The following is a 12,253-nucleotide window of genomic DNA, read 5'->3' on the forward strand; positions in this document are numbered from 1 at the left end:
CCCCGCACGCTTGCGCGGGGGGGGCCAGTTGTTACAGGTAGAACGATTTCAGCGGCGGGAAGCCATTGAACTCAACGGCGCTGTAGCTGGTGGTATAGGCACCGGTCGACAACCAGTACAGGCGATCGCCGATGGCCAGGTTCAGGGGCAGGCCGTATTTGTAGTTTTCGTACATGATGTCGGCGCTGTCACAGGTTGGGCCGGCGATGACCACTTCTTCCATCTCGCCTTTCTTTTCAGTCCAGATCGGGAACTTGATGGCTTCGTCCATGGTTTCGATCAGACCAGAGAATTTGCCCACGTCGGTATACACCCAACGCTCGACGGCGGTGCGCGATTTACGTGCGACCAAAACCACTTCACTGACCAGGATGCCTGCGTTGGCGATCAGCGAACGGCCCGGTTCCAGAATGATTTCTGGCAGGTCGTCACCGAAGTCTTCTTTCAGGAAACGAATGATTTCTTCGGCGTAGGTTTCCAAGCTGTTGGTACGGGTGATGTAGTTGGCCGGGAAGCCGCCGCCCATGTTGATCAGCTTGAGGACGATGCCGTCTTCTTCTTTCAGACGCTCGAAGATCACCTTGACCTTGGCGATGGCTGCGTCCCACACGCTAATGTCACGTTGCTGCGAACCTACGTGGAACGAAATGCCGTAAGGCACCAGGCCCAGGTCACGGGCCAGAATCAGCAGGTCCATGGCCATATCGGTCTGGCAGCCGAATTTTCGCGACAGAGGCCAGTCAGCGGTGGTCGAACCTTCGGTAAGGATGCGCACGTAAATCTTGGCGCCCGGTGCGGCCTTGGCAATGTTGCGCAAGTCGGCTTCGGAGTCGGTGGAAAACAGACGCACGCCTTTCTCGTAGAAATAACGAATGTCTTTGGATTTCTTGATGGTGTTGCCGTAGCTGATGCGGTCCGGGCTGACGCCGCGGTCCATGACTTTATCCAGCTCATAGATCGACGCGATATCGAAGCTCGAACCTTTGTCGCGCAGCAGATCAATGATTTCGACGGCCGGGTTGGCCTTCACCGCGTAATACACCTTGGCGAATTCGAAGCCTGCGCGCAGGTCATCGTAAGCCTTGCTGATCATGGCGGTATCGATCACCACGAACGGTGTTTCCTGGGTGTCAGCGAACGCCTTCATTTTGTTGAAGGTGTCGCGCGCGTAATAGTCTTCGACCTGGATCGACATGCTGGGGAACTCCTGTGGCAAACGTCATCAATAAATGGGTGCAGCTGAACATCCTCCGTATCCCCACTTTGGTTCGCCTACTTCCCAAGGCATGTCCGCCGAAAGCAAATAAGGTAAATGGACCTTGCTGTCTCGTCGTCAGTACTTGAGCCGGATGGATCGTTTCCAGCATGGATGTTCGGCGCGAACTTTAGGGCGTGACTGCGCTTAGATCAACAAAAAATGTCGCAATTTTATAAGCCTTCGTCGTGGGGCCAAAGTGAGCCATTTAAGTAACCGACCTTGATGACGGTGTGATGTTCCCCCGGTGGCTTTTTTGGCCGTTGCCAAACAGACGAAGCCCGCCATTGGGCGGGCTTCGGTAGTTGCATGTTGAAGCAGGGCTTACCTTGGGGGAAGGAACAGGCCAGGTCTCAAAATGCAGTACTCAGGGTCAACGACAGGCTGCGCGGATCACCGTATATGGCGCCAGCGTAGAAGCCGTAGCGGGTGTAGTAGGTTTTGTCGAAGAGGTTGTTGGCGTTCAGGGTAACGGCCGTATCTTCGGTGAGGTCGTATTTGGCCATTGCGCTCCAGATGGCATAACCTGCCCAGGTCACATCGGTGGGGCCGCGGCTTACACCGTCTGTGGGAATGCCTGCCGGAGTAGAGGTGGCGCGAATGCTGGTTTGCGCGGTGACACCGGTACCCACGGTCAAGCGATCAAGAGCACCCGACAGGCGGTAGGTGGTTGAAGCCTTGAACAGGTGCGACGGGTCACTTTGGCCGTCGGCGTTTAGGCGACGAAAGTGCAAATAGGTGTAGCCACCGTAGACATTCCAGTTGGGCGTCAACGCGCCGGAGACTTCGAGGTCGATACCTTCTGTCTCTACGCCGGTGCCGGTCGTGTAGGCCTGGGCTCCGGTGGGCGTCAGGTTGGCGCCATCGGTCACTGCCTTGTTTTCCTGGCGGGTCAGGAAGTAGGCCGCTTGCGCATTGACCTGACCGTCAAACCATTCCCCTTTAATACCGGTTTCATAACTCTGGCCGCGAATCGGCTCGAGCTTGTTGCCGCTGGCGTTTTCTTCGCTTTGAGGGCTGAAGATATCGGTGTAGCTGGCGTACAGCGAGTAGGTGTCGTTGAGGTCATACACCGCCCCCAGGTAAGGCGTGACGATACCGTTTTGTTGTTGATTGCTGCGCACTCCGGCGGTCGACACCGTGGTGCTGCTGTAATCGCTGATGCGCGCGCCCAGGATCACCGACAACGGCTCGGTAATGCTCAGGCGGGTGGCCGCATACATGCCTTGCAGGCGGGTGGTGGTTTTGCTGTGCAGGCCGGTTTTGTAAGCGTTGATCCGGTAGTCGCTATCGACCCCGTTGTGCCAGTCGGTAATCGGGAAACCGTTGTTTGCCCGGAACTGGCACCCCAGCGCGCTAGGGCTGGTGCGGTCATCGCTGACCATATTGCAACGATATTGAGGTGACCAGGCGACGGTGCGACTGTCGTTGTAGCCGAACATGGCCTGGTGGGTGCGTCCGAACAGGCTGAAAGGTCCGGTCACGTCGACTTGTGCCGATTGCTGGGTCGTGTCGGTGGAGCTGTGCAGGCCATTGAGAATGGCCCCGCTACCATCCTGGTTCCAGTAACCGCCGAATGCTCCGCCACCTTTGGAGTTGACCTTGGCCAGCCCGCGGTGATTCAACGCATCGGTGGTGCTTTGCGCCGCTTTGACGTTGAGCGTCCAGTCATTATCAAAGCGATGCTCCAGCGAGCCGAACGCTGTACGCGTGGTGTACTCGCCAAAACTCCAGCTGGGCACCACGTTGGTGCTGCGCGGCAAGCTTGTTTTACTGCCATCGCCGTACCAGATAGGGATGTTCGCGCCCCAGCCGCCGCCCACGATCTTGTAGTACTCATATTGATAGCCGGCACCGAGGGTCGTGGCATCCGTCAGGTCAAACTCGACATTGGCCAGCGCGGCCCGCGAACGCTCGGACTGTTGATCGCGGAAAGAGTTGGCGTCCTCTTGCGTCATGACCAGGCGAGAGCGCAATCGGCCATCTTCAGACAAGGGCAGGTTCAGGTCAGCGCCCAGGCGTCGCTTGTCCCAACTGCCATAGGTGGCGTATGCACTGCCGCCGAACTCGTAGCCAGGGCGTTTGCGGATCAGGTTGACGGTGGCCGATGGGTCGCCGGTGCCGCCCAGCAAGCCATTGGCGCCGCGTACGATGTCGATACGCTCGTACATATCCATGTTCAGCGAGCTGCCTGCGCCACTGAAGTCCGAGCCGCCCTGAAACTGCAGGCCGTCGGTTTTCCAGTTGGTAATCGGATAGCCGCGTGCGCGGTACTCGGTGCGTCCGCCCACTTCTGACTTGCTCATGGTGACGCCGGGTGCGCTGTCCAGCGCTTGCTCGATATTGGTGATCTGGCGGTCTGCCATTTGTTCCTGGGTGATGGTGGTGACCGATTGTGGCGTTTGGCGCGGGGTGAGTTTCATGCCCGTAGAACTGGTGGTGCTCTTGACGGTGTAACCCAGTTGGCCGGTGTTTTCATCGGCTGATGGCTGGGTACCTTCGACATTCAGGGGGTCCAGTTCAATCGTCCCCGCTATTGCCGGTTGGCTGGCCAAGCCGACCATGGCGCTGAGGCTGATAGCGGCCATGAGGGCGGCCTGGTTGCGGGGTGCATTTCGGCGAGCCGGGGTGGTTAGCATCAAAGGTCGTGCTGAGAGATCCGTCATCATGCCCTGCGTTGTCATTGGTAATACTTCGTATTTGCAGATAATGTTTGGTAGCATTTTAGGTATCACGCCGCCAGGCACTATTACGGATATGTGTGGGTATGTAATGGAATGTAATGAGCGCCATGTTTTACCCACGTCAAAACCTCCCGTGGCCGCCAAAACGCTGTTGGTGGTGGATGACGATGATGAAATTCGCGAGTTGTTATGTGATTACCTGAGTGAGAACGGCGACCATGTGCTGGCAGCAGCCGATGGCCTTGAGATGTGGGCGCAGTTGGAGCGCCAGGCTGTCGATCTGGTCGTGCTCGACGTCATGCTGCCGGGAGAAGACGGCCTGAGTCTGTGTCGCCAGCTTCAATCGCGCCCCGGCCTTAGCGTGATCATGCTTTCCGCCAAGGGATCAGCGCTGGATCGCATCATTGGCCTGGAGGTTGGCGCCGACGATTATTTGACCAAGCCTTTCGAGCCCCGTGAGCTGGTGGCCAGAATCAAGGCGGTGCTGCGCCGGCAAGCACGGGCCGAGCCCATCGCGGATCGCCCGGTCACGACCCACCGCGACTTCGTCGGCTATCGCCTCGATTATGTAAAGCGCCTGTTACACACCCCGGGTGGCCAGACCCTGACCTTGCCGCGCTCCGACTTCAGGGTGTTGCGTGATTTGCTCCAGGCCCGTGAACAAGTGTTGTCGCGTGATCAATTGACACTCAGTGCGATGGGACGAGAATACTCGCCCGACGACCGCTCGATCGACATGTGTATCAGCCGTCTGCGCCAGCATTTCAAGGAGGGGCACGTCCAGATACTGACCGTGCGTAATGAAGGTTACCTGCTAAGTGTCTACAGCCCTGAAGCGGCGGTTTAACCAGGTGCGCGATGCTCTGGTGCGGGGGGTGATGCGCCTGTGGCCCAAAACCCTGTTCGGCCAACTGACGCTGATTCTGGTCAGCGGCACGCTGGCTATTCAATTGTTGTCGAGCAGCATCTGGTTCGATGTGCGCTATGCGCAAGTCCTCGAAGCGCCTGTCCGGTTGATGGCCAGCCGAACGGCACAATTGATTAACCAAGACCGTTGCATTGCGGGGCAACCCCAGACAGCACCGGCCAATTACACGGCCAGGTGCCTGGCCACGAAACCCGATACTCAACCCGGCAATGATCGCGCGGCCCGACGCACGGCTTTGCTGTTGAAACAGGCACTGGCGTATGAGTTGGGCTACGCGCCTGCGATTGAGATGCTAGAGGTCGACCTGACCGATGCATCCGGTCAGCCACTGGTCTGGCGCAGCCTTTTTGGCCTGCAAACGGCCACCGCCCATGTGGATTTCGCCGTGCCCCTGGCCGATGGTCATTGGTTGAGCATCGAGGGGCACGAGTTGCAGGGCTGGAGCGGCGAGTCAGCATGGGCGTTAATTGCCGACTACATTCTGCGGGTCTATGTGGTGCGCATTATCGGCGTCATCGGGATGTGCTGGCTGGCTGTGCGACTGTGCCTGCGCCCTCTTAAACGGCTCAGTGACGCCGCCAATGCGTTGGGCGATAACCTTGATCAGACGCCGTTGGCGATTGAAGGGCCTCTGGAAGTCCGCCAGGCCGCCCAGATGTTTAACACCATGCAGAAACAGATTGTCGCGATGGTCAATGACCAGAGTTTTTTCCTGGCGGCAGTGTCCCACGATCTGCGAACGCCGTTGACCCGCATGCGTTTACGCATTGAGCGGTTGAGCGATCTCGATCAGCGTGAGCGCTTGAAGCAAAACATTTATCAAATGGACAAGATGATTACTCAGGTACTCGTCTATCTGCAAAGTGCCAACCAACACACATGCCAGTTTATTGATCTCGACAGCGTATTGCGCAACCTGTGTACGGAGTTGTCGACACCCGCCGAGCCATTGCCTGTCAGCGGCCGGGGCGGGATGCTCTACGCAAACGGCGTGTTGCTGCACCGTTGCTTGCAGAACTTGCTGGTAAACGCGCAGGCCTATGCCCGGGAAATAACGATTGAGGTCGAGCGCTCGTCAAGCGGTGTGACATTGCGAGTCAATGATCGCGGGCCTGGTATAGCGCAATCTGTTCTGCATTCAGTCACCGATCCGTTCGTACGTGCGGATACCTCACGCAATGATCAATCTGGCGGTTTTGGACTGGGGCTTAGTATCGCCAGGCGCATTGCCGTCAGCCATAAGGGCAGCCTGGTGCTTGGTAATCGTGAAGGGGGAGGTTTGACCGCCTGTATTTTCTTGCCGCTCAGGGAGGGTGAGGGCGCAAGCGCTCAGGCAAAGGCTTGAGAGCAACTCAACAAGTCGCAACTTCAAAAGCCTTGATCCGGGGGTTGAGAGATCTATTTAAGTCACCGACCTTGATGCCGAGCTGATGTACCACACTTCATGAATCGAGCCGCCACGGTTTGGCCCTTGTCGCCGAATCTGGGAGCTCTAGCATGGGCTGACCATTAGAAGGAGCAGCCTCATGTTCGCCGGTTTTAACACAGTACAGCGCCAGGTCAATGGCGTGCAGATTGCCTTCCGGGTCGGCGGTCACGGGCCGGGGTTGCTGTTGATTCACGGGCACCCGCAGACGCACGTGATCTGGCACAAGGTTGCCGGGCAATTGGCCGAGCACTTCACAGTGGTCGTGGCCGATTTGCGTGGCTACGGTGACAGTGAAAAGCCCGAAGCGGTAGCCGACCATAGCAACTACAGCAAGCGTGAAATGGCCCGTGACTCGCTGAGGCTGATGAGCAGCCTGGGTTTCGAGCAGTTTTCGGTACTGGCCCATGACCGTGGCGCGCGAGTTGCCCATCGTCTGGCGCTGGACCATCCGCAGGCGATTACCCGCCTGGTCATGCTCGACATTGCGCCGACGCTGGCTATGTACGCGCAAACCAATGAGGCCTTTGCCCGTGCTTACTGGCACTGGTTCTTCTTGATTCGCCCGGCGCCGTTGCCTGAACGCCTTATCGAGGCCGATCCTGAACAGTACCTGCTCAGCGTGATGGGCAGCCGCAGTGCGGGCTTGCAACCGTTTACGGCCCAAGCGCTGGCTGAATACGTGCGCTGCATCAAACTGCCGGGCGCGGCGCGGGGGATCTGCGAAGACTATCGTGCCAGCGCCGGGATTGACCTTGAGCATGACCGCGAGGACATTGCCGCAGGTCGGTATTTGAATATGCCCGTGTTGCTGTTGTGGGGCGCGGAGGGCACGGTGGGGCGTTGTTTCGACCCGCTTGGCGAATGGCAGAAAGTCGCGACCGATGTGCGTGGCCAGGCGTTGCCGTCCGGGCACTACATTGCCGAAGAAGTCCCTGAACTGCTGCTTGAACATGTGCTGCCTTTTCTGCGCTGAGCTATTCTGTACGCTCTTGCCGCCAAGCCGCTCATGACCATGCCGCCAATAAAATACAGTGCGCCGTTGCCTGAAGACCTGCGGGTCTTCCTCACGGTGGTGCGCAAAGGTGGCTTTGCCGCAGCGGCAGAAGAGCTGGGGTTGTCTCCAGCCTATGTCAGCAAACGTATTCAAATTCTCGAAACTACCCTGGGCAGTCGCTTGCTGCATCGCACCAGCCGCCGTATCGCGCTGACCGATGACGGCGAGCGGGTGCAGCGCTGGGCGGTACGGATTCTGGATGATGTTCAGCAGCTACAGGATGAGCTGTCCGAAGCGCATTCGGCCCCGCGTGGACGCTTGCACGTATGCAGTACTTTCGGTTTTGGCCGCAACCATGTGGCGCCTGCCATTTCGTTGCTGGCCGAGCAGTACCCCGAGCTGGAGATTCGCCTCGACGTATTTGATCGAGTGGTGAATATCGTCCATGAAGGCTTCGATCTGGAGATTCATGTGGGCGATGACATTCCGGGCCAGCATATCGGGCGCCGGCTGGTGACCAACAATCGCGTGTTGTGCGCTTCCCCTGACTACCTCAAGCGCCGGGGTGTACCTCAACATCTGGAAGACCTGGGGCAGCACGATTGCCTGGTGCTTAAAGAGCGCGACAACGCGTTTGGCATCTGGCAACTGCAAGGCCCGGAAGGCGAAGCCAGCGTGCGCGTCAGCGGGCCGTTGTCGTCTAACAGTGGCGAGATAGTGTTGCAGTGGGCACTGGACGGGCGTGGCGTGTTGCTGCGCTCGATGTGGGATGTCAGGCCACTGCTGGAACAGGGCAGGTTGGTGCAGGTACTGCCTGAATACTGGCAAAGCGCTGACGTGTGGGCGGTGTACCCGACACGGCTGGCTAACTCGGGCAAGCTGCGGGTGTGTGTGGAGTTTTTGCAGAAGCAGTTGGGGCGGTTGTGACCTCTGCCGTGAGGGCGCTTTTCAGCTCAACCAAGGGTTGGCCTGCAAGTGCCGCTCTTGGAACTCGCGAATCTGCCGACTGCGTTGCAAGGTGCTGCCAATGGCATCCAGTCCCTGCAACAGCGCGGTTTTACGCAGACCGTCGATCTGGAACTCAACCGTTGAACCATCGGCCAGACAAATGCTTTGGCTCGGCAGGTCAACGGCAATTTCAGCCGTGTCTGCGTGGCTGACAGTGTGCCCTAGCGCCTGCACCTGCGCCTCTTCCAGGGTAATCACCAACACCCCGTTACGCTGGCAGTTGTCATAAAAGATCCCGGCGAAGCTGCTGCCAATCAAGGCCCGGATACCGAGTTGCTTCAATCCCCAGACTGCATGTTCCCGGCTGGAGCCACAGCCAAAATTCGGCCCGGTGACTAAAAAGCGTGCCTCTTTCCAGCCCGGCTGATTAAGGACGAACGCCGGGTTCGGCTCGCCCGAAGGCAGGAAACGCAGGTCAAAAAACAGACCGCGATCCAGTCCGTTGCGATCAATGCCTTTAAGAAACTGCTTGGGCATGATCACATCGGTATCGATGTTGGCCGCGAGCATCGGTGCTGCCTTGCCGCTGACGGTGGTGAAAGGTTGCATGCTCAGACTCTCCCTGACAGTTGGCGAACGTCGACCAGATGGCCGGTAATGGCGGCGGCCGCGACCATCGCCGGGCTCATCAAGTGGGTGCGTGCCCCGGCGCCCTGGCGGCCTTCGAAGTTGCGATTGGTACTGGAGGCGCAGCGGTCGCCGGGGGCGAGTACGTCATCATTCATGGCCAGGCACATGGAGCACCCGGACTGGCGCCACTCAAAACCGGCGTCGATAAAGATCGCGGCCAACCCTTCGGCCTCGGCCTGATCACGCACCTGAGTCGACCCCGGCACGATCATCGCCCGCACATGCGTGGCCACTTTCTGGCCGCGCACCACCTGTGCGGCGTCACGTAAATCTTCAATGCGGGCGTTGGTGCACGAACCGATAAAGGCATGGCTGATCACCACTTCATTGAGCGGCGCGCCAGCCTCCAGGCCCATGTAGTTCAAGGCCCGGCGCATGTCCTGACGCAAGATCAAGTCGCTGATCGCCTGCGGGTCCGGTACGCGGCTGCCAATGGCGGCGGCCTGATCGGGGCTGGTGCCCCACGTGACCATCGGTTGCAGGTCAGTGGCGTCCACTTGCACCTCTTGATCGAACTGCGCGTCGGGGTCGCTATAAAGCAGGCACCAATGCTCAACCGCTTGTTCCCATAACTCGCCTTGTGGGGCACGGGGTTTGTCTTTGAGGTAGGCGTACACCTTGTCATCGGGCGCCATAAAAGCACCGCGGGCACCGGCTTCCACGGCCATGTTGCAGATGGTCATGCGCGCTTCGACGCTCAATGCATCGATGGTCGAGCCGGTAAATTCAATGGCATAGCCGGTGGCGCCTGAAGCGCCGATTTTGGCGATCAGGGCCATGATCAGGTCTTTTGACGTCAGCCCCAGGCCCAGCGCGCCCTGGACGGTCACTCGCATGCTTTTCAGACGTTTGTAGACCAGTGTCTGAGTGGCCAGCAGGTGCTCGATTTCAGAGGTGCCGATACCAAAGCCGAAGGCACCCAGCGCGCCATAAGTCGTGGTGTGACTGTCGCCTGCGGCGATCATCATGCCGGGCAGGATGAAGCCTTGCTCGGGGGCGATAACGTGTTCGATCCCCTGGCGCTGGTCGAGCACATCGAACAGCTCGATGCCAAACTTTTCGCAGTTCTGTTGCAGATACGACACCTGCAAAGCGCCGCCTGCATCGGCCATGGCGGCCACGCGCACGGGGGCGGTCGGGTTCACATGGTCAACCACCGCCAGGGCGGTTTCCGGGCGCCACACTTCGCGCCCGGCTTCACGCAAACCACTGAAGGCTTGCGGGCTGGTGTATTCGTTAATGACCTGACGGTCTATGTATAGCAAGACGTGACCTTGATCATCGAGCGCGCACACGGTGTGCGCATCAATGTGCTTGTCGTAGAGGGTTTTGGCATGGGGCATGGTGATGGCTCGCAGCGGGAGGCGTGCGAACCATCATAAGGACGCGGGGAGCACCATCAATGGCGATGCAGTGATGGCTCAGAACATGATTCGTGTTGGATACAACAGGTTGTAGCCGCTGCCGCAGGCTGCGCAACCCGGCGCAGTCTGCGGCAGCGGCTACAGGGCTCAAGCGGAAGCTATTTCAGCCGGTGAAACAATGCTGGTCTTGGCGCCACGCGAACGACCCGAACTCAGGTACGCCGCAATCGATTCTTGCGTCACTTCGCCCTGGAACACGCGTTCGGCGTCCATCACCGGCAACCACGAGCGGTTGAACTCGTACATGCGCGACAGCAGGATGCGCAAATGTTCTTCCGACGCAGCGGTCGCGGTGAACTCCCGCAGGAACTGGCCACAGGTGCCTGTCTGGCGATGCAGGTCACGACGACGTACATACCCCAGTGCCTTGTTGTCGGCACAGGTGACCACCACATAGCGACGGTCCAGTTCGTCCATCAGCTCCAGGGCTTCGGCCACCGGGGTTTCCGGGCTCACCGATGGCGCGTTGTCCGCGGCATCTTCGGCCTTGACCAGCAGCAGGCGCTTGAGGGTGCTGTCCTGGCCGACAAAGTTGCTCACGAAGTCGTCCGCCGGGTGAGCGAGCAGGGTATCCGGGTGGTCCATTTGCAACAGTTTGCCGCCACGGAAGATGGCGATCTTGTCGCCCAGTTTGATCGCTTCGTCGATGTCGTGGCTGACCATGATTACGGTCTTGTTCAGCGCGCGCTGCATCTCGAAGAATTCGTTCTGGATCATCTCGCGGTTGATCGGGTCCACCGCACCAAACGGTTCATCCATCAGCAGCAGCGGCGCATCGGCCGCCAGGGCGCGAATCACGCCGATTCGTTGCTGCTGACCACCAGACAGTTCGCGCGGATAACGGTTGAGGTATTGCTTGGGCTCCAGCTTGATCATGCTCATCAGTTCGCGGGCACGGTCATGGCACTTTTGCTTGTCCCACCCCAGCAGGCGCGGAACGATGGTGATGTTCTCCTCGATGGTCATGTTGGGGAACAGGCCGATCTGCTGGATCACATAACCAATATTGCGACGCAGGGTTACCGGGTCGAGGTCAGTGGTGTCTTCGCCATTGATAAGGATCTTGCCCGACGTGGGCTTGATCAGACGGTTGATCATTTTCAGCGTGGTGCTTTTGCCGCAGCCCGAAGGCCCGAGGAATACGCAGATTTCGCCTTCATTGACGGTCAGGTTTACCGAGTCCACGGCCTTTACATCTTTGCCGTTGCTTTGGAATGTTTTGCTGAGGTTTTGAAGTTCGATCATTTGAGCAGTCCTTTTGGAGTCAGCGAGCGTTGCAGCCATTGCAGAAGCAGGTCGGCGATGATGGCCAGAACACTGACCAACACGGCGCCTACGATCAGCATCGACATGTCGCTACGGCTGATTGCAGCAAGAATAAGTACACCCAGACCACCGGCACCGATGGTGGCGGCAATGGTCATGACGCCGATGTTCATGACCACGGCGGTACGCACACCGGCCAGAATCACCGGCACGGCGATAGGCAGCTCAACCATGCGCAGGCGCTGGCTGAAGGTCATGCCGATACCGCGAGCGGCTTCGCGAATACCCGGTTCCACGCCGGTGAGGGCCAGGAAGGTGTTACGCATGATCGGCAGCAGTGAGTACAAAAACACGGCGGTAATGGCCGGCATAGGGCCAAGACCCTGGCCGAACTTCGAATAGAACGGCAGCAGCAGGCCGAACAGGGCAATTGACGGAATGGTCAGCAGCACCGTGGCGCTGGCTTGCAGCGGGCCGGCCAGCGACGGAAAGCGTGTCATCAGCACGCCCAGCGGCACGCCGATCAGGATTGCCAGAATCACGGCAATGCCGACCAGGGTGATGTGCTGCAAGGTCAGATGCAGAACAAGCGACCAGTCCATGTGGGAAAAGGCGTTTAAAAATTCCATGTCTTC

General features: G+C 58.8%; 10 protein-coding genes. 4 read left to right on the forward strand and 6 right to left on the reverse strand.

The annotated features are described in order from the left end of the window. Positions 1-31 precede the first annotated feature (31 nt). A complete protein-coding gene (locus V6L81_RS07330; protein WP_095001593.1) occupies positions 32-1,195 on the reverse strand; it encodes a type III PLP-dependent enzyme in 1,164 nt (387 codons plus the stop codon). 413 nt (positions 1,196-1,608) lie between these two features. After that, positions 1,609-3,843, reverse strand: a complete 2,235-nt coding sequence (locus tag V6L81_RS07335) for a TonB-dependent siderophore receptor (protein ID WP_095025460.1) — start codon at positions 3,841-3,843, stop codon at positions 1,609-1,611. A gap of 184 nt (positions 3,844-4,027) precedes the next feature. Here V6L81_RS07335 and V6L81_RS07340 point away from each other — a divergent pair, with 184 nt between their 5' ends. The 4 genes from V6L81_RS07340 to V6L81_RS07355 all read left to right on the forward strand — a co-directional run bounded on the left by V6L81_RS07340 (position 4,028) and on the right by V6L81_RS07355 (position 8,217). After that, positions 4,028-4,786 carry a response regulator gene (locus V6L81_RS07340; RefSeq protein ID WP_095001591.1) on the forward strand — a complete coding sequence of 253 codons (759 nt, stop codon included), beginning with the start codon at positions 4,028-4,030 and terminating at the stop codon, positions 4,784-4,786. A gap of 19 nt (positions 4,787-4,805) precedes the next feature. Then, complete coding sequence (locus V6L81_RS07345) at positions 4,806-6,212, forward strand: ATP-binding protein (protein WP_338660680.1); 1,407 nt, start codon at positions 4,806-4,808, stop codon at positions 6,210-6,212. Between the two features lie 181 nt (positions 6,213-6,393). Beyond that, complete coding sequence (locus V6L81_RS07350) at positions 6,394-7,269, forward strand: alpha/beta fold hydrolase (RefSeq protein ID WP_095001589.1); 876 nt, start codon at positions 6,394-6,396, stop codon at positions 7,267-7,269. Positions 7,270-7,308: 39 nt separating this feature from the next. Then, positions 7,309-8,217, forward strand: a complete 909-nt coding sequence (locus tag V6L81_RS07355; RefSeq protein ID WP_198417404.1) for a LysR substrate-binding domain-containing protein — start codon at positions 7,309-7,311, stop codon at positions 8,215-8,217. A gap of 21 nt (positions 8,218-8,238) precedes the next feature. Here V6L81_RS07355 and leuD read toward each other — a convergent pair whose 3' ends face one another. From leuD to V6L81_RS07375, 4 genes are all read right to left on the reverse strand, one after another. Continuing rightward, a complete protein-coding gene (leuD, locus tag V6L81_RS07360; protein WP_169916834.1) occupies positions 8,239-8,853 on the reverse strand; it encodes a 3-isopropylmalate dehydratase small subunit in 615 nt (204 codons plus the stop codon). Then, positions 8,850-10,271, reverse strand: a complete 1,422-nt coding sequence (gene leuC / locus V6L81_RS07365) for a 3-isopropylmalate dehydratase large subunit (RefSeq protein ID WP_095031994.1) — start codon at positions 10,269-10,271, stop codon at positions 8,850-8,852. The genes leuD and leuC overlap by 4 nt, the downstream gene beginning before the upstream one ends. 168 nt (positions 10,272-10,439) lie before the next feature. Then, positions 10,440-11,597, reverse strand: coding sequence for a betaine/proline/choline family ABC transporter ATP-binding protein (locus V6L81_RS07370; protein WP_095001585.1), 1,158 nt, complete (start codon positions 11,595-11,597; stop codon positions 10,440-10,442). Beyond that, positions 11,594-12,247 carry an ABC transporter permease gene (locus V6L81_RS07375; RefSeq protein ID WP_095001584.1) on the reverse strand — a complete coding sequence of 218 codons (654 nt, stop codon included), beginning with the start codon at positions 12,245-12,247 and terminating at the stop codon, positions 11,594-11,596. The genes V6L81_RS07370 and V6L81_RS07375 overlap by 4 nt, the downstream gene beginning before the upstream one ends. Positions 12,248-12,253: the final 6 nt, after the last annotated feature.

Origin of the sequence: Pseudomonas bubulae, assembly GCF_037023725.1 — a bacterium.
Classification (GTDB): domain Bacteria; phylum Pseudomonadota; class Gammaproteobacteria; order Pseudomonadales; family Pseudomonadaceae; genus Aquipseudomonas; species Aquipseudomonas bubulae.

What these genes read in the sequence shown, in the direction of transcription:
- V6L81_RS07350 (WP_095001589.1), top strand. Translation starts at nt 6,394, where the DNA reads ATGTTCGCCGGTTTTAACACAGTACAGCGCCAGGTCAATGGCGTGCAG.
- V6L81_RS07330 (WP_095001593.1), bottom strand. Translation starts at nt 1,195, where the DNA reads ATGTCGATCCAGGTCGAAGACTATTACGCGCGCGACACCTTCAACAAA.
- leuC (WP_095031994.1), bottom strand. Translation starts at nt 10,271, where the DNA reads ATGCCCCATGCCAAAACCCTCTACGACAAGCACATTGATGCGCACACC.
- V6L81_RS07340 (WP_095001591.1), top strand. Translation starts at nt 4,028, where the DNA reads ATGGAATGTAATGAGCGCCATGTTTTACCCACGTCAAAACCTCCCGTG.
- V6L81_RS07370 (WP_095001585.1), bottom strand. Translation starts at nt 11,597, where the DNA reads ATGATCGAACTTCAAAACCTCAGCAAAACATTCCAAAGCAACGGCAAA.
- V6L81_RS07375 (WP_095001584.1), bottom strand. Translation starts at nt 12,247, where the DNA reads ATGGAATTTTTAAACGCCTTTTCCCACATGGACTGGTCGCTTGTTCTG.
- V6L81_RS07335 (WP_095025460.1), bottom strand. Translation starts at nt 3,843, where the DNA reads ATGGCCGCTATCAGCCTCAGCGCCATGGTCGGCTTGGCCAGCCAACCG.
- V6L81_RS07355 (WP_198417404.1), top strand. Translation starts at nt 7,309, where the DNA reads ATGCCGCCAATAAAATACAGTGCGCCGTTGCCTGAAGACCTGCGGGTC.